This window comes from Paenibacillus xylanilyticus, assembly GCF_013359935.1.
Lineage (GTDB): Bacteria > Bacillota > Bacilli > Paenibacillales > Paenibacillaceae > Paenibacillus > Paenibacillus xylanilyticus.
The window spans coordinates 557,031-579,540 of the sequence record NZ_JABMCB010000190.1; the positions used below are offsets into that span (position 1 = coordinate 557,031).

At 48.4% G+C, this 22,510-nt stretch carries 17 protein-coding genes; all 17 read right to left on the reverse strand.

The window, feature by feature from the left end; translation table 11 throughout:
- Nucleotides 1–744: a two-component system regulatory protein YycI gene (gene yycI / locus HP552_RS19450; protein ID WP_175397036.1), complete on the reverse strand. Its 744-nt coding sequence runs from the start codon at nt 742–744 to the stop codon at nt 1–3.
- A gap of 404 nt (nt 745–1,148) precedes the next feature.
- Entirely contained in the window at nt 1,149–2,429 is a 1,281-nt protein-coding gene (locus HP552_RS19455) for a YycH family regulatory protein (RefSeq protein ID WP_175397037.1), read from the reverse strand.
- Entirely contained in the window at nt 2,413–4,263 is a 1,851-nt protein-coding gene (walK, locus tag HP552_RS19460; RefSeq protein WP_175397038.1) for a cell wall metabolism sensor histidine kinase WalK, read from the reverse strand. Before walK ends, HP552_RS19455 begins: the two co-directional genes overlap by 17 nt.
- Nucleotides 4,263–4,985: a response regulator YycF gene (gene yycF / locus HP552_RS19465; RefSeq protein ID WP_175397039.1), complete on the reverse strand. Its 723-nt coding sequence runs from the start codon at nt 4,983–4,985 to the stop codon at nt 4,263–4,265. The genes walK and yycF overlap by 1 nt, the downstream gene beginning before the upstream one ends.
- A gap of 247 nt (nt 4,986–5,232) precedes the next feature.
- Entirely contained in the window at nt 5,233–6,765 is a 1,533-nt protein-coding gene (locus HP552_RS19470; protein ID WP_175397040.1) for a peptidoglycan DD-metalloendopeptidase family protein, read from the reverse strand.
- 516 nt (nt 6,766–7,281) lie between these two features.
- Nucleotides 7,282–8,043 carry a hypothetical protein gene (locus HP552_RS19475; RefSeq protein ID WP_175397041.1) on the reverse strand — a complete coding sequence of 254 codons (762 nt, stop codon included), beginning with the start codon at nt 8,041–8,043 and terminating at the stop codon, nt 7,282–7,284.
- A gap of 170 nt (nt 8,044–8,213) precedes the next feature.
- A complete protein-coding gene (locus tag HP552_RS19480) occupies nt 8,214–9,500 on the reverse strand; it encodes an adenylosuccinate synthase (RefSeq protein ID WP_175397042.1) in 1,287 nt (428 codons plus the stop codon).
- A gap of 442 nt (nt 9,501–9,942) precedes the next feature.
- Nucleotides 9,943–11,304 (reverse strand): replicative DNA helicase, encoded by a 1,362-nt coding sequence (dnaB, locus tag HP552_RS19485; protein ID WP_175397043.1) that lies wholly within the window; start codon nt 11,302–11,304, stop codon nt 9,943–9,945.
- A 1-nt stretch (nt 11,305) separates the two neighbouring features.
- Nucleotides 11,306–11,749, reverse strand: coding sequence for a 50S ribosomal protein L9 (gene rplI, locus HP552_RS19490; RefSeq protein ID WP_175397044.1), 444 nt, complete (start codon nt 11,747–11,749; stop codon nt 11,306–11,308).
- Complete coding sequence (locus HP552_RS19495; protein WP_175397045.1) at nt 11,746–13,734, reverse strand: DHH family phosphoesterase; 1,989 nt, start codon at nt 13,732–13,734, stop codon at nt 11,746–11,748. Before HP552_RS19495 ends, rplI begins: the two co-directional genes overlap by 4 nt.
- A 12-nt stretch (nt 13,735–13,746) precedes the next feature.
- Nucleotides 13,747–14,658 (reverse strand): DUF2232 domain-containing protein, encoded by a 912-nt coding sequence (locus tag HP552_RS19500; RefSeq protein ID WP_175397046.1) that lies wholly within the window; start codon nt 14,656–14,658, stop codon nt 13,747–13,749.
- A gap of 5 nt (nt 14,659–14,663) precedes the next feature.
- Entirely contained in the window at nt 14,664–14,966 is a 303-nt protein-coding gene (locus tag HP552_RS19505) for a MazG-like family protein (protein ID WP_175397097.1), read from the reverse strand.
- 185 nt (nt 14,967–15,151) lie between these two features.
- Nucleotides 15,152–15,577 carry a CBS domain-containing protein gene (locus HP552_RS19510; RefSeq protein WP_153980486.1) on the reverse strand — a complete coding sequence of 142 codons (426 nt, stop codon included), beginning with the start codon at nt 15,575–15,577 and terminating at the stop codon, nt 15,152–15,154.
- A 180-nt stretch (nt 15,578–15,757) separates the two neighbouring features.
- Entirely contained in the window at nt 15,758–16,792 is a 1,035-nt protein-coding gene (locus HP552_RS19515) for an LCP family protein (protein WP_175397047.1), read from the reverse strand.
- A gap of 256 nt (nt 16,793–17,048) precedes the next feature.
- Complete coding sequence (locus tag HP552_RS19520) at nt 17,049–18,641, reverse strand: MFS transporter (protein WP_175397048.1); 1,593 nt, start codon at nt 18,639–18,641, stop codon at nt 17,049–17,051.
- A 263-nt stretch (nt 18,642–18,904) separates the two neighbouring features.
- Nucleotides 18,905–21,334, reverse strand: a complete 2,430-nt coding sequence (locus HP552_RS19525) for a S9 family peptidase (RefSeq protein WP_175397049.1) — start codon at nt 21,332–21,334, stop codon at nt 18,905–18,907.
- Between the two features lie 105 nt (nt 21,335–21,439).
- Nucleotides 21,440–22,333, reverse strand: a complete 894-nt coding sequence (locus tag HP552_RS19530; protein WP_246310958.1) for a D-alanyl-D-alanine carboxypeptidase family protein — start codon at nt 22,331–22,333, stop codon at nt 21,440–21,442.
- Between the last annotated feature and the right edge of the window lie 177 nt (nt 22,334–22,510).

Sequence of the window (22,510 nt, forward strand, 5' to 3'; positions counted from 1 at the left end):
TTACTCCCCTGATTTGTCTGTCTTGGGACTGAATACATCCCCACTGATGCCCTGCACGTACAACACTTCGCCACTTTCCAGCACGAACCGCCATGCCGGCATCGCTACCTGCATATCTGAATTAAACAACTGGCCGTAATAGCCCAGCTGAATGTCTTTGACAATCGCATCGTTTGGCAAAAAGTTCTCGATCAGCGTTCCCAGCGCCTTGGGCGCCGGAAGCACCTGCTGATCGCTCTCCTCCGCGGTTGTAATCCGCACCGGAGTCTGACGGTAACCCGTAATTTTCTGATCGCTGTAGAACAGCTCCAGACTGACATTGAAGAGCGGCCATTTTCCATCGACAAGCGGATGAAGCACAAAGGCCCCATCCTCTGTCATCAGCTGATCCAGCCGATATGTGCCGATCTGCGGAATTTCGCTCGCCAGCACGTCCTCCAGCTCCCTCTGCGAGAAGATCAGCTTACTGTCCACCGGCTGCTCAAGCTCGACCTGAATCCCTGTCTTGTCCTCTTCTACAAACTCATAGGACAGCTTCGGCAGCTTCGGCGTTTCGTTCGGAATGGGAGCCAGCACCTGGATGCCCTTCTCTTCCATCGCCTGCTGCGTATTATCTGCCAGCGAGGTGAAGTCCAGATTGGCTCCGGCCGTCTCCCGCGCATCCATCCAGATCTGATAACCCAATACCAGATTCAGCAGCAGGAAGGCATAGATCAACACATTTTTCGCCCGTCCCCAATCCAAAACGTTCACCTCCCTAAGTCAGATATCTGAAATACTTTTTAAATTGGCCTACACTTTCACCGGATTTGGCCCGTTCATAGCCTTTGCACTTTGAAGTTACAGGATCTAGCGAATCTAGCGCATGCTATTAGATCCCATTTTCACAGATCTGTGGTTTAACGAATTACAGAGGTGTTATTTCGTATATCTGCAGATTTTAACGCTGTTTTCTACCGTATAACGCCACTAAGATTCGTTAAACTTTGCATTCCGTAATAATCGGCCTTTTAAGGTGCTGTCGATTCGTTAACGCTTGATCCGAGGAAATGTTACTTCCAAAGCAGCCTTGTAACAGCGATCGGAAGGTTGTTCTGACCGCGTAGTCGCCCAGTGTAGCAAACTTGATGTTTAATGGCTATAACCTATCAAGATACGGTGGTCTCCTCTCCATTGCTGAAGCGGATAACCCATACCGGGATCAGCTTCAGCCCACCCTCAATGGTGGATGGGCGATACGCCGGGTACACATCTACTACCTGGCGGCTCTCACCAGCTACCTTCTGGATCAGTGCCTTCAGCTTGTCTCCACCAGGCAGCTTCACGGACTTCTTCGTCTCGGCGCCTTCATTCAGGTATTCCAGCGAGCGTTCATAGCTGGACACTGTTTCTTGCTGCATCTCCATACTGATCGTGCCGAAGCGGAACTGCACCGAATCCATGATCGGGAAGCTGCCGTAATATTGCTGGAACTGAAGCTGCGTCTTGTTGTCCGCAGTGTCCAGCATCATGCGCGAACGGCCCTTCCAGCCGCCATGCTGATTTACAAAATCCACGGCAGACAATGCGTCCTTCGCCGCATCAATCTGTCCTGCAGGCGGAGCCGCCGGATCAGTATAGCTGATCCAGCGCTGATCCTGCTTCACTTGCAGACTTCGTTTACTGTCCGTATAAATCTCCGATCCATCCTTTTCCCGAATATTCCGGGTCATGCTGGGATCGAAGAACAGGCTGCGCTGCATCTGCTCCACGGTGAACTGTCCTGTCGGCACATCTGCCTCAACCGCATCCAGCGCTTCCGCCGGAATGTAATATCCACCGTCCATCAACGTATATGGCGTCCAGTTCGTACCGAAGTCGACATGCTGCTGTACGTCCTGTACCGTCAGGTCGGCCTGAGTTGCTTCGTAGACTACATCACCTTTGGCGCTGAAGAACAGCGCATGGGCTTTCGTTTCATTTTTAGCCGTATAGATCGAGATCCGATTAATCGTTTCCCCTTGGAACAGGGAGTCCGTACCAAGCCGCATCACGCGCTGCAACAGGGCAACCGGAATGCCTTCCTTGAACGACAGCTCAATGCCGGGGTTGTCCTTGCGGATTTGATCCCAGTTTACAGACTGTACGGTACGCCGCTGAAAATCATCGAACGTCCGACCTTGCAGACGTGAATAGATCAGCTGATAGAAGGTATTCCCTGGGTAAAACACGGTATGTTTGTCCTCTCCGAGATGAATCATCATCTGATCGGGGAAGATCAGCTCTTCAATATCGCGTTCCTGACCCATGTTCTCGGTCTTCACATAGTTCGTCTCTGACGTCACAATTGAATCCCCGCCACCAGGCAAACGATAGATCAGGAAGTAACTCTGCACCAGACTGGCAGCAACGAGAGAAGCGAGCACCAGGGATTTAATCCGTTCCTTCAAGGTGCTCACCTCCTTCTTCACGCATTGGCAGTGTGAATGTTACGGTTGTACCCACATCCACCTCAGACTCCAGAGAAATGGTCCCATCATGAGCCCTGACAATTTCCCGGGCAATGGATAGCCCTAATCCTGTACCACCCATACTGCGGGAGCGAGCCTTGTCCACCCGATAAAACCGTTCAAAAATACGATCCAAATCCCGCTGCGGGATTCCCATTCCCGTATCCGATACCGAGATGGCAAGTGTATGTGCATCGCTGCGTCTGGCAGCAATCGTAATCGTTCCGCCCTCCAGCGTATACTTCAGCGCATTGGACACGACATTATCCAGAACCTGATCAATCTGGTCCCGATCGAGCGGCACTTCAGGAATGCCATTCTCCACCGATAACACGGGTTGAATATCCTTCTGATGCATCTGGAACGAGAATCGGTCTGTTACCTCCTCCAGCATGTCCATAATGTCTGTTGGCTGTTTGCGCAGCAGGGCTTCCTTGGAGTCCAGCCGGGACAGATGCAGCAGATCGGTAACCAGCCGTATCATACGCTCCGTCTCATTCTGAATCACACCAACGAATCTCCCCGCCAGCTGCGGATCTTCAAGTGCTCCATCATCGAGCGCTTCTGCATAACTCTTAATCGTCGTCAGCGGGGTACGCAATTCATGCGATACATTCGCAACAAACTCGCGCCGGGATGCCTCCAGCTCTTCCTGCTCGGTGACATCCTGAAGCACGGCAATCGTTCCGGTAATGCCCAGCTCACGACGATGAACCGGCGTAAACGTCATGCGAATGACGACAGGATCCTCCTGTCCGGCTGGTGCGATTTGCAGCAGCGTTGAACCCGTAAAACCACTCGCAAGTGCTTCCGCGTCTTCCGGATCTATGCCGAGCAGGACAGCAAAATGCCTTCCTTCAATATCCGCAGGGCGCATACCCAGAATGCTGCTGGCGCGGCGGTTGACCAGAATGACTTTGCCATACTCGTCGGTTGCAACCACACCATCGCTCATGTTCGTCAAAATGGACGTCAGCTTCTCCTTCTCCTCTTCATTCTGAGAGAGAGCGTCCCGCAAGCGACTGGTCATGTAGTTGAACGCCCGACTCAGCTGACCAATCTCATCCGTGCCGAATACAGGTGTCTGTTGATCGAAGTTGCCTTCTGCAACCGCTGTTGCCCTGCGGGTGACTTCCTTGATGGGCTGCGTGATCGTATGCGACAAAATTACGCCGAGCACCGCGGTTAACACCAGGGCGATCAGAATGCCGGAGATAAAAATTTTATTGATTCCCTCCATGGTGGAATACAGTTCATTCATGGAGGCGGCAATGTAGACCGCACCGATGATCTTGCCGCCGGACATGACCGGCTTGGCAACGACCTTTTTGCGGACATTGTCCTCATCTACAATGTATTCCTCGTTATCCCGGATGCCTTGCAGCGCACGGCTGACAACGGTCTGGGTATTTTTGCGACCCACATAATCGGAATGTGAACTCAGGGAAGTGGTTAACACTTTGCCACTGGCATCAAGCACCTGAATCTCGGCACCGTTAATGTTGAACAGATTGTTCACCAGTACGCGCAGATTTTCCGTTTTGTCCTCACCAGCCTCTGCTTCTCCGCCGGCCATGGTCTCACCCACGAGAACAGACAGCATCTCCGCTCGTGCCTGTAAATCCTCAGTGAAGTTGCTCGTCAGTGAGTTCTTCATCGCACTTACAAAATAAACGCCGATCAATTGCATCGCAATCAGAATCAGCAGTACATAGATAATAATCAGTTTCGCCTGAATCGTTCGGAAGAACGAGAATCGCGAGAATCGCCCCATTATATCCCCACGCTTTTGGGACTGCGCACGAGATAACCCAGCCCGCGGCGAGTCAGAATCGTTTCCGGTTTGCTCGGATTCTCCTCAATCTTCTCGCGCAGACGACGGATCGTGACATCCACGGTACGTACATCCCCGAAATATTCATACCCCCATACTGCCTGCAGCAGGTGCTCCCGTGTCATGACTTTGCCGGAGTTCTTCGCCATATAATAAAGAAGCTCATACTCACGGTGAGTCAGATCGAGCGGTTCTCCGCCTTTGTAAGCTGTATACATGTCCATATCAAATGCCAGATCAAACAGCCGCATGACCTGCTTCTCATCGTCCTCCGGTGCTTCGGCGGTCATCGCAGGCTTTTGCCGTCTGCGCATCTGTGCCTTTACCCGTGCGAGCAGCTCGCGCGTACTGAAAGGCTTGGTCACATAATCGTCCGCACCCAGTTCCAGCCCGAGCACTTTGTCAATCTCTCCGTCCTTTGCCGTCAGCATAATAATCGGCATCTCCAGATGAGTTCGTACCTCGCGGCACACATCCATGCCGTCTTTACCTGGCAGCATCAAGTCCAGCAGCATCAGATCCGGTTTCTCGGATAACGCCAGTTCAACTGCACGAATGCCATCAAAAGCGCAGATGACCTCGTACCCCTCTTTTTCCAAATTAAACTTCAGAATGTCCGCAATGGGCTGTTCATCGTCCACCACCAAAATCTTCCCCTGCATCGGCTGTATTCACCCCTATATCCTGCTTGATCCGCCCTGGCGGTCTTTATCTCTTTTTGAACTTATCTTATATAGAATATGACTCTAACTATTTTATCTGTAATGATACCTTTACTGTATAGTTTAACATACCTGAAGGACACTCACATCCCGATCCGTCGATCCAAATGCTACAAATTGAAAATATTTTACAGCATGAAAAAACAAGGCCGGCATCTCAGCCAACCTTGCTTCTGATTACTTGTATTTAATTGAGGTAAGTCATCGGATTCTCTGGCGTTCCGTTCTTGATGATCTCGAAATGCAGATGCGTTCCGGTCGAACGACCCGTGTTGCCCATAACGCCGATGCTCTCCCCTTTTTCAACCACTTGTCCAACCTTCACGCCAATGCTGTCGAGGTGGCCATACAGTGTTTCATATCCGTTACGATGGTTAATGATAATGACATTGCCATACCCGCTCTTCTGTCCTGCAAAAGTAACCACGCCTTCATCGGCCGATTTTACATCCCGGTTACCTACCAGATCGACACCTTTGTGCTGACGACCCCAGCGTTGTCCGAAGCTGCTGCTCATGGTTGCGTTCGATACCGGCCAGGCAAATTCGCCTGTACCCTCACCGACCACTTTGGTTCCGCTCAGCACCACTTCCGTAACAGCTGCCTTGATCACTTCCTGGCCCAGCCATTCTTCCTTGATGACTTCACCATTTTCCTTGGTTACACGATATTGCATGCTTTTTAATCCGCTTTGTCCAGGACGTACCACTTTCGTTGTGCCCGCTTTTAACTCAGCGCTCTTCCGCACTTCGACCTGTGGTTTAATCTCGATTTGCTCCACAACCTGCTCTACCGATTTAACCGTAACTGCAGGTTTAGGCACGGTCAGCGTAAGCTCGTCCCCGATTTGCAGCGACGTTTCCTTGATGCCCGGATTGTTTGCGCGAATCTCGCTTTGTGTAATCTCATACTTTGCCGCGATGGAAGAGATCGTATCTCCTTCACGCACGACATAAGTTACGGGCGCATCTTTACCAACGGTTAAAGCTTTAACCGCCTCGGATACATCCCATATTTTGTTTGGATCCGCTTTGACTGCCTCTGTCGCCACATCTTCCTTGATGTCCACCGACTTCAGCGTAGTGCTTGGCCCTTCCGCTTTGCTGGATGAGTTTGCCGATACCGACTTCGTCTTGAGCGAACTGCGCACAGCCGATGCCGATATGTATTTGTTCTGCACCTGTTCAAGAATAGCATCTGCTGTTGCCTGGTCTTTCACAATGCCAATAACTTCGCCATCCACCTTGAGTTCCACACCTTTTGCATATGCAGTCAGCATGTCATCCAGTTTGTCCAGCGTCTCTTCGCTGTTCACTTCAGGTTTGTACGCTTTTACCGTTTCGGTCGTGATGCCATCTGTGTTCAGCACCATTTCCGCTTCAGGATATTTATTTTGGTATTCCTCGGTTTTGTCTGCAAATAGTTTCTGGAGCTGCGCTTCATCCGTAATGCTGCCAATCTCGTTCCCTTTGACCATTACCTTATAATAGGGAACCGTGTTTGCAGCAACGTACTGCTTACCTGCGAATCCGATCGATGCAGCGATGATCACACCGCATGCCGCTGTTATGATCCATTTACGCGAGGCCAGAACGCGCTTTTTATTCACACTGAAGTTGGACATGCTCATGTTGTTTTTGTCTTCGGCCGTCCGGTGTTCTCCGGATTGTTCGTGTACCCGGTTTTTGCCCGGTTGGCGTATGCCTCTGAAACCTTTCATGATTCTCTCCTTTTCAGCACTTCTCAGTTCGCATTTCTGTCAAGACACACCCATCCGTGTCTGTCTCATGTCTGTCGATATTTGTACTTGGGTGTCCGCAAATCAGGACTTTAGCTGCGCTCATAAAAGTGTCAAAATTTTAACCTTTTATCACACCCGTATACTTTAACACAGGTTTTACATTCATTTCAACTCTACCCGTCACACCTTAAAACCAAGCCCCGCTTGGTTTTCCTGTATTACCCATAACATGGCAGCAAAATATTCTTACCCATTATGCCTCCGATTCAGGTATACTATGTAGTTTCGATCTAGTTTTAAGACTAGGTTCTAAGACCCACAATAAGGTGAAATTATTTTCATAAAAACACAATCAAAAATCCCTCACCAGATGTTCTCCAGTAGGGATTTTGTAAACTTGAAATAGGTAGATGAACTTGATTGCTCTCTTAGTCTCTTAGCGTGAGAATGGTGGAACTATATAAACTCACTTTAATGAGTATTAGTGACGATCACTTATTCAGCTTGGAGTACTTCCATCAGGTTATCGTATTCCTCACTGGTCAGATACTTCGAAATTACTTGTTCAATGTCACGTAATTCCTGCTCGGTCAGGCCATCTTCCATGGCTCCCGAGATTTGCTGCATTTCATTTTGGGGCAGCTTGGCCATAAGCAGACTGAAGATCTTCTCCTTTTCCTCCAGTGGCAGCTTGTCTTTTGTTCCCGTAATATCATCTGGTGATACCACTATCGTATCATTGCCTGAAGAAGCAGAATCGCTGGAGCTTTCGCTTGTACCATTGCCAGCAGCTGTACTACTTCCACTATCGGTAACACCTTCTGAAGGCTTATTGGTTTTTGCATCTACGCTGTCTGTCCCCGTGCTATTGCTCTCGTTTCCCCCCGCAGAGGCAGATCCCTCTGCTTCATTTGAAGCGTCATCTGTATTAGATGCACCATTTCCGGTACCTGTACCACTACTGTCTGTTCCATTCCCCATCACCGAAATGGCGTCCTCTGGAACCTGTTCTTCTTCCGCTCCGGCCGGCTGATCGGTTGTTCCTGAGCCAGGTTTGTTCTCCTCGCTCGCTTTGCCACCCAAGGCACCCTGGAACATGGCTGTTAACCCCAGCGGCTGACCTTCCCACTCAATATTGAAACTCGCCAGCAGCGATTTTACATATGACTGTACAATTAATCCGGTCGTCAGTAAGGTCAATGAGCTAACCAGCATGACGGTAAGTACAATTTTGACAAACCATTGAAGCAACTTCATCCCTGTTCTCCTCCTCCGATTTTCCAACCTGCCTGCAGTGAGCATGCCAGGTCGTGACTATACTGTTAATCAGTATTGACGGAAATCTCGGGATTATATCAGGAAATATGCGAAAAACCCCAGTCATCGCTATTCAGTCGACAACTGGGGTTCTATGAATTCACTCTACATTACACGTAAATTGGAAGAACTTGATTCGTTTGCTCACGGTTACGACCTACGGAGAAGATGGCGATGGGAATGCCTGTCAGCTCGGAAACACGTTTCACATAGTTCTGTGTGTTCACAGGCAGATCTTCGAGTTTCTTCGCTCCAGTGATATCTTCGCTCCAGCCAGGCATCTCTTCGTATACCGCTTCACATTCAGCCAGCATTTTCAGACTAGCCGGGTAGTGTGTGATAATCTCTCCGCGGTATTTGTATCCTGTGCAAATTTTCACCGTTTCAAGACCCGTCATAACGTCCAGCGAGTTCAGGGACAATCCCGTAATTCCGCTGACACGACGAGCATGACGAACAACAACACTGTCAAACCAACCAACACGACGCGGACGTCCGGTTACCGTACCGTACTCATGTCCTGTCTCACGGATTTGGTCACCTACTGCATCATGCAGCTCGGTTGGGAATGGGCCGTCTCCTACACGTGTTGTGTAAGCTTTCGCTACCCCGATGACTTGCTGAATACGAGCAGGGCCTACGCCGGAGCCGATACATACACCACCTGCAGATGGGTTCGATGAAGTAACATATGGATACGTTCCTTGGTCCAGGTCCAACATCACACCTTGTGCACCCTCAAACAATACCTTTTTGTCCTCATCAATGTAATCGTTGAGTACAACCGAAGTATCACGTACGTAAGGACGCAGAATTTCCGCATATCCCAGGTAATCTTTCAGAATTTCCTCTACATCTACAGGCTCACCGCCATAAACTTGCTCGATGATGCGGTTCTTTTCTTTTACCAGATGACGCAGTTTCAGTTCGAACTCATCCGCATCAAGAAGGTCAACCATCCGGATGCCTGTCCGAGCCGATTTGTCCATGTAAGCCGGGCCAATGCCTTTGCCGGTTGTACCGATTTTGTTCGGACCTTTGCTCTCTTCTTCCAGTGCATCCAAAACCATGTGGTATGGCAGGATAATATGCGCACGTTCACTGATGGATAGGTTTTTCGTTGTAAAGTCATTATCATGAATATAGTTAATTTCTTCAATAAGTGCCTTCGGGTTGATAACCATACCGTTACCGATTACACAAGCTTTATCCGTGTAGAAGATACCCGATGGAATCATCGTCAGTTTGTATTTTTTGTTGTCGATCAGAATCGTGTGTCCTGCGTTATTACCACCTTGGTAACGAGCGACCACGTCGGCGCTTTCAGCCAAATAATCCGTAATCTTACCTTTACCTTCGTCTCCCCATTGCGTTCCCACTACAACTACCGTTGACATCGTACATACCTCCGTGGGTGCCTTGCGCACCTTTGTATTGGTCTGTCCGTCCTCTATCTCGGCAGGAATTTGAAGTGAAAATACCGGCGGAGAAGCGTGCTAACGGACAGTGAAAATCTCCCCCCGTGTTACATTGAAAGGAAGGTTTTCGCTGCTTTAACGCAGCAGTTCTAGTGTACCAGTCCCCTTTTTCAAAGTCAAATGAAATGGCGAACAATTGGTAATAGCCATACTCTAATGTTCGGAATTGACCCCATATTTCGGCGCAAAAAACCGGCGCAGCCATCAAATCTTGCTTGACGGCTAACCCCGGTTTGATTGCACGATTGGAGCTCAGGCTCCATATATCGTATTTCCAACCTATTTATAAGTCTATATCAACTAGTTATTGATGATAGCAAATTCTTCTCTACGATCTAACAAAAGATATTGAATCTATCTTTTACATAGCAAAGGCATCATTATGCGCCCTCTCATAGTTAACGAACTTATTGAAGTTTTTGAGGAACACCAGCTCAACCGTGCCTACCGGACCATTACGCTGTTTGGCGATAATAATCTCGATAATATTTTTCTTCTCGGTTTCCTGGTTATAGTAGTCATCCCGGTACAGGAACGCTACGATATCGGCATCTTGCTCGATCGAACCCGATTCCCGCAAGTCACTCATCATCGGACGTTTATCCTGACGCTGCTCTACACCCCGGCTCAGCTGTGACAGGGCAATAACCGGAACTTCCAGTTCCCGGCCAATCTGTTTCAGTGTACGCGAGATTTCCGATACTTCCTGCTGACGGTTCTCGCCCGCTTTGCCACGACCACTGATCAGTTGGAGGTAATCAATCAGTATCATGCCAAGGCCTTTTTCTTTCTTGAGACGACGGCATTTGGCACGGATATCCGCTACCGTAATCCCTGGCGTATCATCGATGAAAATGTTCGCTTCGTTCAGGGCCGCAATGCCCATCGTCAGCTTCTGCCAATCTTCATCCCCTTTGAAATCACCCATCCGCATGACACCCGCATCCAGATTGGCCTCTGCACAGATCATACGCTGAACAAGCTGCGCGGCTGACATCTCCAGACTGAATATCGCAACAGTCTCCTGTGCCCGAATGGCTACGTTCTGGGCGATATTCAGGGCGAAGGCAGTCTTCCCTACAGACGGACGTGCAGCTACAATGATCAAGTCACTCCGCTGGAATCCGGCCGTCATCTTGTCCAGATCGATAAACCCGGACGGAATACCCGTTGTAGTGCCCCTGTTCTGATGCAGTGTCTCCACACGATCGAATACTTCCATCAGTACATCCTGAATGGCAATAAAACCGCTACTGGAACGTCGGTTGGAGATCTCCAGAATACGACGCTCAGCTTCACCAAGCATGGCTGCAACATCTTCGCCGCCTGTATATCCTTCGCTGACGATCTGTGTAGCTGTACGGATCAAACGCCGCAGCATTGATTTCTCTTCAATAATCTGTGCGTAATAATCCACGTTGGCAGCTGTCGGTACACCATGAGCCAGCTTCGCCAAATAACTGACGCCGCCGATGTCCTCCAGCTCGCCTTTATCCTTCAGACGCGAAGTCAGCGTGACGAGGTCAATCGGCTGATTTTCCTCTCCAAGCTGAATCATCGCTTCAAAGATTAATTGATGGGGCTTATCATAGAAATCCTCGGTTTGCACCCGTTCCATCGCTGTAATCAGGGCCTCGCCCTGCAACAGGATTGCACCCAGCACTGCCTGTTCGGCTTCCAGGTTCTGTGGGGGAATCCGGTCGAATAACATTTCGCCGCCCATCTTACTCCTCCGTTACCTGTACCTTCAAGGTAGCCTTCACTTCAGGGTGAACCTTGACGGTTACTTGTGTTACGCCGAGTGTACGAATAGGCTCGTCCAGCTCAATTTTGCGTTTGTCCACTTTCAGCCCTTTTGCTGCCAGAGCCTCCGCAATTTGTTTGCTTGTGATTGCACCGAACAGTCGGCCGCCTTCGCCGGATTTTGCTTTCAGTTCAGTCACTTCTGCTTCCAGCTTTTTGCCGAGGGCTTCCGCTTCTGCTTTCTCTTCCTGCTTGCGTCTCTCTTCAGCCGCATTCTGGTTGTCCAGCGTCTTCATGTTGCCATCCGTAGCCGGACGTGCCATTCCCCGTGGCAGAAGGAAATTCTGTGCGTATCCCTCGGATACTTCCTTCACTTGTCCTTTTTTACCTTGACCTTTTACATCTTTTATAAAAATGACTTTCATTCGAACAGCCCCTCTTCCTTTTCGATTTCAGCCAGTACGTTCATCAGCCGTTTTTCTGCCTCTCCAAGCGTTCCTTCCAACTGTACGGCAGCATTGGTTAAATGTCCGCCGCCACCCAGTCGTTCCATGACGACCTGAACATTCATGCGCCCCAGCGATCTCGCGCTGATGCCAATCAGTCCATCCAGTCTCTCGCTAATGACAAACGAAGCGACAACATCCGTCATGTTCAGCAATGTGTCCGCCACCTGGGCGATCATCATCTGTGAAATCTTGCTGCCAGGGTCCGTGACCGCCAGCGCAATGTTCCCGTATACCATTTTAGCATGCTTTATGATTTCTGCCTTAGCAATATATTCTGACAAATCTTCTTTCATGAGACGCTGGATCATTATGGTGTCTGCACCACTGCGACGCAGGAATCCTGCAGCCTCAAATGTCCTCGATCCGGTATGCAGTGCAAAATGCTTCGTATCCACGGTAATCCCGGCAAGCAAAGCCGTTGCTTCAAGCGGAGTAAATTGTACCTTGTCATGAATATACTGCAGGAGCTCAGTCACAAGCTCTGCCGCAGAAGAAGCGTACGGCTCCAAATAAATCAATACTGCATCGTTAATAAATTCTTCCCCGCGGCGATGGTGATCCACCACCACAACGCGAGTCGCCGATTGCACAAGCTTTGGCTCCATGGTCATCGAGGCCTTATGGGTATCCACGACAACAAGCAACGTATGCTCGGTCATCATCTGGGTCGCCTGCTCGGGTGACACAAAGGCTTTGGATAATTTCTCATCCTTGTTCACCTGTTCCATCATTCGTTCAATGGACGGGTTGGGTCCATCAAGCACAATGCGTGCCTCTACATTGTATAAGCTGGCAGCCTTCCATACCCCGATGGAGGCTCCGATCGCGTCCATATCAGGCATCTTATGTCCCATGATAAGCACTCGATCGCTCTCCTGCATCAAATCACGCAAAGCGTGGGCGATAACCCGTGCTCTAACCCGTGTGCGTTTCTCCACGGCATTGGATTTCCCACCATAGAAGGACAGGCGCTGCCCCGACTTCACAGCAGCCTGATCGCCACCGCGTCCAAGCGCCATATCCAAACTCGACTGTGCCAGCTCTCCCATCTCACTGATGGTATCCGAGCCAAATGCGAGTCCTATACTTAGGGTCATTGGAACTTTGAGATCTGCCGTCATTTCCCGCACTTCATCCAGAATGACAAAACGGCTCTGTTCCAGCTCCTGCAGCGACTTATGATTCAGCATCATCAGATAGCGGTCCGAAGACAGACGGCGTAAATATACTTCATATCTTTTCGCCCAGGAGGTAATCTCGCTCGTTACACGCGCGATAAGCGCAGTCCGCTGCTGATCATCCATCCCTTGTGCTGCCTCGTCCAGGTTATCCAGCACAAGAATACCCAGTGCAATGCGTTCATTTTCATATTTGTCGCGCAAAATTGCGAGCTCCGTGATCTCGTAAACATATACATACCGCTCCTGCGGATTATGGATAACGCCATAGAACCGGTCATCCAACTGGAACTCGTCATGAAGCTCCTTGGCCGGTTCCTTGGTTCCATCTTTTTTTTCTTTGGGCTGAGGAAGTTTTGGGAAAAGATTCTGCAGCGGATTGCCCACCATTGTCTTTTCCTGAAACATTTCCCCGACGAAGCGGTTATGCCACTCTACCGTACGATCCTCGCTGTACAGCACAATCCCGAACGGGAGCATGCTGATCGCTTCCCCCTCCATTCGCTTGATCCGAATGGACAGGCCGTTAATGTAGTCGTTAAGCTCACGGCGGAACGCCAGCTCCGCCTTTATCATGACGATTCCCAGCGCCGAAGCCAGTATCAGACTAATCAAACCAAGCGCCCAGTTATAGATGGTTACGAACATAACAAGCAGAAGCAGCAGTATGAACGCCCATACGGTATAGTAGCCGTGCCAGCGTTTCTTCAGAAATTTAGGCATGACTGATCCACCCTATCGTTTTGGTCTCGATATTGCCTCGCGAAGCGGGAACGCCAGATCGATAATCCCGATAATCCGAAGCGGCCCAATGAAGAAGACCGCAACCGCCAGCAAATACGGTATAACCGGATTCCACTTCTTCGCATGTGCCAAAAAGAAGAAGAAGCCGATGGCTTGAATCATGAAGCCCAGATTGATCAGGGGCGACAAATTCATCGCAATCATGGTCCAGTACGTTCCGTCACTCTGTCTGGAGATGACCTCGAAGAGCAGTGCCAGGAAATAATACCAGATCAGGGCACGGGGCATACGCCATTCGCGTGCAGGCGGCAGCTTCGATACGGTTACACCCATCACATTCAGAATAGGACGAGCAATAACATGTGTAATAAGCGACATCACCATCGATGTCACAACCAAAGCAAACGGAATCATGAGCTGTGTCTGCCTAGCGACATCCTGAGTCATTTCAGGCGTCCAAACAAACCCATTGACCATTTGGTTGGACGTGTTGGAAAGTGGTTCAATTGTAAGCCTAACCACATCATCAATGTAACTCGACAGATCGAATTGGAAGATGACACTTCCGATCAGTAAGAGCAGCAGGTACTCTGCCAGCATGGCCCCGGTACCCGACAATAATGCGAACAAGGCTGATTTCCTTTTCTTATACGCATTACCCATAATGATTGCAGGCAGGGTAAACAGCAGTAACAGTAATAGATAAATCGGATGAAACACAACTAATATGACCGCTACCGGAACAAGATGCCATATAAACGATTTCACAGATAAGGAAGCATACAAAATAACGCCGGGTACCATCATGAAAAATATGGCGAGAACCGATAAAGGAGTTAACAGCGAAAGCAGCAAGAGCAGATAAACCGCGCTCCAAACGGCTGACTTAAAGCTAAATTTCAACAAATTCACCTCTTACGCATATGATCTTCTAGCGCGGATATATCCTGGTACCAGTCTTCAAGCTGGTGACCTTCCGATTTGTGCTTTTTCAACTTCTCAATTAACAATGCATCCAGATCCTTGAAGGGAATACCGAGCCTGCGGCCCAATATGTAACTACTCATCATCAGACTTGCGAGACTGTCCCCGATTCGGGAGGTACTGCCTTCCCACAATGCTTTGAACAATCGGGATACCTGGTCAAGTACTTCGGTTTTCAGCCATTCAATCACTTTAGCGCGTTTGGCTACATCCAGTTCTTTAGGCATATTGGCGAAAGTCACTCTCCCCGAAAAAGCTTTATTCTCCATTATAGCATAAAAAGGGGGTCCACAAAATCATCCCCCATGGCAGGACCTGCCCGCTCTTCTTATGCATTTCCTCATGCTTAACATGATACTGAGAGGCTCTGATTATCCGCGTTCACTCCACCTTAATTTCATTTCAAAAGGGCTTACTTGGCTTTCATGGATTCTTTGGACACAATACCTTCACAATACTCGATGATCTGACTACGCCGCACAATCCCGATAAATCGTTCCATATCATCAACTACAGGTACAAAGTTCTGAACCTTGGCCAGATTGATTAAGTCTTCCATGTTGGCATCAATGGAAACCGGTTTAATGTCGAGGCGAAGGGGTACATCTTTAAGTAAAAATTTTGAAGCGTTTTCAAATGTAATCTTTCCCTCAGCATTCTTCATATACCACAGCAGATCACCTTCGGTTACCGTTCCTATATACTTGCCTTCCTTATTCAAAATGGGTACCGCCGTAAATCGGTGATATTCCATGCGTTCCAACGTTTGCCGCAGAGTAGAATCCGACGTTACACATGTAACCTCTTGCTTAGGCAGCAAAAAAAATGCGATGTTCATACCCTTACGTATCCTCCTTGTGTATTTCTCGTTCAAGTCATGCCTCAACTTATATTATACGGATCAAAACGCAAGATGTTCCAAAAGGTTGAAATCGCCTTTCCAATGAAAAAAAACAGCAGCCCGCTCATAAACGTACTGCTGATTGCTGTCATGTACACAGTGCCTGTATGGAATTAATTATTCGATCGCTTGCCGGTCGGGAATCATGACTTCACCGGCTGGGGTCGATTGATCCATCCAGTTGTTAATCAGCTCTTTGGCATAATGGACATCTTTCTCATCCGCTTGACCGTAATAGATGCCGTCTTTCCGCATTCCCTCGCCGAGAATGGTGAAGCTCGAAATTTGTGGCTTATCCTGAGTCATGACCTGTTTGGCCAAATCGGTAATAAAAGATGGCTGCATATCCGTCTGGAAATTCTCTCCCATGATCTGAATCAATTCCGGGATCTTCGTGATCTGATTCAAACTAAGCATTTCATTCGCCATGGCGTTCAGGAAAATCTGCTGCCGTTTAGTACGGTTAAAATCACTGTCTTCGCGGTATCTTACATAATACAGGGCTTCCTGGCCGTCATAGATCGGCTTTCCGCCTTCAATCGTGAACTGCACATGATTGGGATCCTTGTTCACGATGTCCTCTTCAATCGGCAGCTTGATACCACCAAGTGCATCAACAACCTTTTTAATTCCGTCAAAATTAATCGTTGCATAGTAACCTACATCCGCATCGAGGAACTTCTCCACCGTGTTGATGGACATATTCTCCCCTCCGAAAGCGTAGGCATGCGCGAGCTTGTCATAATCATCTACGCCATCCTTGTCGGCATCACGTCCAACAATCTGTACGTAAGTGTCACGGGGAATGGATACGAGCAATACCCGCGATTCCTTTGGTCTGACGACGGCATAAATCACCGTATCCGAGCGGCCACGTGTTTTCTCGTAAGCACGTTTGTCTGAACCGAGCAGCAGTACAGAAAACGGCTCTTTACGATAAACAGTCGGATCAGGCGTTTTATTACCTTCCTGCGGAACATATGACTTCGACAACTGACCCTCTACGGAGCCTGCCAGGAACAGATCAAATGCAGCTACAGCCAGCTGCTGGCGAAACAAATACCCTCCAATCAACAAAACAACGAGAGACACGAGAGTTATATATATGCCTTTTCTTCTTTTCTTCTTCTTTTCTTTAGTTCTGCTTTTCATTCATCGATTCCTTCTTCACTGTCAAAATGAAATTCGATACTACATACCATTAAACGTCTGAAACTGCTTATGACACGGTGCTCTCTGAACTTTTCTCTATCTCGGACAGGAGCAACGCTACGCTCGTTCTATTTTAAACATTGCTGCAGGACGAAAAGTTACAATACGGTTAAATTGAAAAGAACAGCACTTCCTTTTTGGCTCGATCAAAGGCAGGCTGTTCTCTTCAGATTATACGTATATCTATTTTATCAGGTCAATTGGTGGATACTGTATTTAAATCTTTGTTTCTCTCTCTTTTACGCAAACGCCCAGTGATCAAGGCAGCTGCCAGTGTCAGCACGCTGAAAATAACGGCAGACCAGAATAGGCCGTTGTAGCCTTGCCCCGTCGTTTGATGAACGGCCTCGAGAAGCACATCCCGGATACCCGAGTCGGGAATTTGAGACACTCCTTCCGTCAGACTCGTGACATCACTTCCCGAAGCCCCGCCTGCTCCAGACGCATACTGCTGAAGCGCTTCTGGCGGTACCTGAATCCCCTGATCAGCAAGCCCTGTCTGAATATTGGAACCCAAATTGGAGAACGAGCGGGCGAGAAATCCTGCGAAGATGGTAGGCGCAATTGCCATGGCCATTTGGCGAAATAGGGAACTGGTGGCTACCGCTATTCCTTTGTTGTTCTCACCCGCCTGTTCCGTGACAAGCACGTTTACTGGTGCCCCCAGCATCATGCCAAAACCGATTCCCACAAGTATACTCGCAATGACGAACTGCCAAATATGCTCTACCCATAGCGGAAACAGCAGGAATCCGATAGCAGAAAGAATACCAGCGACGGATAACGTCCAGATGGGCCCTTTGCGATCAACCAGGTAACCACCACCACCTGCACCAATTCCTGAAGCCAGAGCAAGCGGTGTGAACCAATATCCTGAGGCTGTACTTGATACACCGAGATATTGCTCCACGAAGCCTGGAATGAAGATCACCGAGGCCAGAATGGCTCCGGAGAAAAAGGCAATCAGCAGCGTCCATCGAAAGGACGCAATGCCAAGAAGTTGAGTGGAAACGACAGGTTCACGCTGTGACCCTTCCAATCTTTTTTCCAGAAAGTAAAAGATGACCAGGATGATCACACCTGCCAGAAAGAAACCATAGAACATCGGTGAAGCGAGACTTTGCAGCATATCTACACCATCCAGATTACTGAAGCTGTACATCAGACTGAGTACACCCAGGGTGAGAACGGTAATACCGCTCCAGTCCACAGCTGCACGGTTCAACTCCTGTTCTTCATGGATGAATCGAATGCCTGCGATAAATAACAGGATGGCAATTGGCACATTTATGAGGAATAGCCAGTGCCAGTTTCCCGTAAGATCTAAAATAAAAGCGCCGATGTTCGGACCCAGAATGGCAGCAATCCCATTCATGCCTCCGAGCAGACCCAAGGCTGTGCCCTGACGTTCGGCAGGGAACTTGCTTAGCACATACGAACTGGCAATGATAAAGATCCCGCCACCGCCCAGCGCCTGAATGACACGCGCAATCAGGAAAAAGCTAAACGATGGACTCAGTGCGACAAGCAGGGAGCCTATTCCGAATAACGCAACTTCAATTAAAAATAGCTTCTTGCGTCCATAACGGTCGGACAGTTTACCTGCAATCGGTACACTCACCGCAAGGCCCAACGTATAGAGGGTGATTGTCCATGCTCCCCACGTTGGTGACACCCCAAATGAAGCATTCAGGGTCGTCAGTGATGACGTGATAATGCCATTATCGAGCGCAGCCATAAATACTCCAATTGCAAATAAAATGAGCGGCCATTTCATTTGTTTCTGCATCTCTGTTACCTCCCCGGTCCGTTCACAATTGCCCAGCTTACAGTTGGGATAATACATGTATATAAACAACTTTGAACTATAATGACTCACTGGTCATTTTAAAGCAAATGCATTCCATATGTCAATTCATTAATATGATATAACATTCCCTTTTAGCCTAAACAATTGATAAAAGGCCGTCCCCCAGTCTGTTCGAACCGGAGGACAGCCGAGCATTACAAACATAACCTAAGCTGCTTAGATAACATTGGTCTTGCCTAGTCTTACTGCATCAAATGACGATTCAGGAATTTCTCAATCGCCCGATACAAGTCAAGCTGATTCTCGACATTGGCAAAGCCATGGCCTTCGTTCGCTTTTAACATATAAGGCACATCCACACCACGTTCGCGCAGTGCTTCCACGATCTGATCGGACTCTGCCTGCTTCACCCGTGGGTCATTTGCACCCTGTACGACGAACAACGGGGCTTTCATCTGATCGATGTGGAATAGTGGTGAGGCAGCCGTCAGCAGCTCCTTGTCTTTCACTGGATCACCCATACGTTCATAGAACATGTTGCGCTCGGATTCCCAATATGGCGGAAGTGAATCCAGCAAGGTGAACAGATTGGAAGGCCCCACATAGCTGATTCCAGCAGCATACACATCTGGTGTGAACGCCAGCCCGGCCAATGCGGCATAACCACCATAAGATCCACCATAAATGGCAACACGTTCGGGATCGACTGTTCCTTCTTTAACCAACCAGTTTACGCCGTCAGTGAGATCATCCTGCATCGCTTTACCCCACTCTTTATTGCCTGCATTCAGAAACTCTTTGCCGTACCCTGTGGAGCCGCGGAAATTCACCTGCAGTACAGCATAGCCGCGGCTGGCAAGAAATTGGATTTCCGGACTAAAACCCCATGAATCCCGAGCCCATGGGCCGCCGTGTGGAACAACAACGAGTGGTAACCCGGAAGCTTCCGCCCCGTTAGGCAGTGTCAGGTAACCATGAAGCGTTAAACCGTCACGTGACGTATAGGTCACAGGTTTCATGTCAGACATCTTACTCTCATCAATCCACGGTGCAGCATCAGCCAGTTTATCGAGTTTACCTGTTTTCGAATCATAGAAATAATAGGTGCCCATCGATTTGTCACTATAGGCAGCAAACAGTACCTGGCCTTCTTCATTCATGTTGGAAATGCTAACTTCCTTGCCGGGGACTTTGGCTTGAAGATCCTGCATTAACGTTTTGAACTCATCGTCAAAGAATTCGTAGTTTACTTTGTCTGTCTCATAAACAGCAGCAAGAATCGTCCCCTTCTCTTTGGAAGGCACAAAGCTGCTTACGTCCACATCTTTGTTTTCGTATATAGTTTTGGTTACTTTCTTCGTACTAGGACTGAATTCTACGATAGCTATTTTATCCCGATCCAGGTTGGACGCCGCATAGATATTTTTGTTGTCATAGGTGAACATCAGCGGAGTAAACGTATCTCCAAGCTCTGTCGTCAGCAGCGGCTCGAACGGTTTATCCTCCGAATCCCGGTACATTAACGAAGACACGTTACCATCAGTGGACACAGCCACACGAATTTTACCTTCGTGATCTGTCAGCCAGCCCGAAATATTTCCTGGATTCTCCGCTGCAAGCACAGCTTCACCTGTCTTGATGTTTATGCGGTATACATCGAAAATCCGAGGATCACGTTTGTTCATACCTACGAGAATCTCATCTGGAATACTCTCCAAAGGATCTACCATCATTGCTCTTGTATTGGGATATGGCGTAAGGTCCTTACTATTCTTGCCATCCATATCGGTAACAAAAATATGATAATTCTCGTCTCCCGCCTCATCCTTCACATAGAGCAATTTATCATCGGTCGCCCACACAAAGGCAGCAATGCTTCGTTCCGTCTCATTGGTGATCCGTATAGGCTTACCCGACCCGCCACTTTCCTTGACGACAACGTTCATACGGTTGTTCCATGGCTCCAGGTAGGCCATATGTTTACCGTCCGGTGACATCTGGAATCCAGCCTGAGCAGGCTGTTTGAAGAAGTCCTCCAGCGGTGTGAGCCCCTCTGCTGCTACATCGAGTCCAAGTGCCAGATACAGTGCTTCGGCAAATTCACCATGAGTTACGGTAGCTTTGGCATTAAATGCGCTGCCTTCAATAATAAAATGCTGCTTGAGACGGACCGCGTCCTCGGCATGTACCGCGGGAATCTGTTTCATATCGCTATATACAACCTGAATTCCGTTATCCTTCAATTCAAATGCACGGGTAAACAATGATGCCAGCTGTGCACGGGTGAGCGGTGCATCGGGAGCATAGCCCTTAGCTTGTCCCTGAATGAGGCCACTCTGCTTTAATGCATAGATTGCTGGTGCGGCTTCATCTTGGGCTAGAACATCGGCAAAGCCTGTAAGAGAGGCAGGTGCGTCAAGTTTAAGTACACGTTGTAAGATGATGGCAGCTTGAGCACGCGTTATTGGTGTCTGTGATTCCTTCATTCCATCGGTTATACCATCTATGTATCCCAGTTGCTGTAGTGTCTGTGTTGCTTTCGAAGTTATCGCTTCAGCAACAGCCGCTGTAGGCTTGCTTGCTTCTGCTGCCTGGACTGCAGGCTGAATCAGAGCGATCGACATCGCCATGGTCAGCGTTAAAGCGTATACCTTTTTATGGATTGCGTTCAAAATCAATTCCCCCTTTTAAGTGAATTACAGAATAATATGGTATTATTCGTAAATCATTTTACCATGATGATCCATAAGTTAACAGTAAAGGGAATATTGCAGCATTTATTGATTTGAACCAGAGAAACCATAATTGAGCAATTTGCGTGTTTCATTAAAACGGCTTTCGCGACTTTCCGTCCCGAATACGACCGAAATTAGCCTTTTGCCATCGCGTTCTGCTGTTCCTACGAAGTGATATCCTGTGTTTTGATCATAACCCGTCTTCAACCCATCATTGCCATCGTAAGCGTATGGTCCACCAATCGAGGATAGCATCCAGTTCGTGTTACTCATATAGATCCCTTTTTGATGCATGGACACCTGTGTTTGGCTGGAAACGTTCAGTATATCGGGGTGGTTCTCGATCAGATATTGTGCAAGCTTGCACGCATCGGTGGCTGTCATAGTCGTCTGTCCCTGAATTACCTCAGGACGATTGGGACCCAGCTGATTCTCGCTTAATCCCGTTGAATTGGTAAAGATCGTATCTGGTGACATTCCAATCTCGGATGATTTCTCATTCATCTTCTGTACAAATGACTGTTCCGTCCCGCCAATATGCTCTGCAAGCGCAACTGCTGCGTCATTTGCGGAATATACCGCCATCGTCTGGAATAGCTCCTGGACAGTAAACTTTTCGCCTTCCTTCAACGCAAGTTGAGTTCCTCCCACTGAACTGGCGTACAGGCTGACATTGACAGGGTCATCCCAGCGTACCTCGCCATTCATGACGGCTTCCATAACAAGCAGCTCTGTCATCAATTTACTGATACCTGCAGGGGCTAACTCCTCAGATCCATTAAAATCGAGCAGAATTTTCCCTGTACTTAAATCCATTAGCACCGCAGATTCTGCCTTGATCCCGGGCTTGCCTATCAGCATGTCCGGTTTTACACCCACATATATAATGACCAGCAGAGCCAGCAGGATTCCTGCCCGTTTCCACCATATTCTCATCAACAAATCACCTCTTATAGATATAGACGAATCAAAGAGGCGTTTGGTCTGCACTTTTTTGCAAAAAAGTTAAATTTTTTTTATTTTTTTGTCATCAAAAAAACATGGATTCTATTCACCCCATGCCAGAGTGTTTAGAATCCATGTTAGAAAGACATTTTTATCATATTCCTAGTA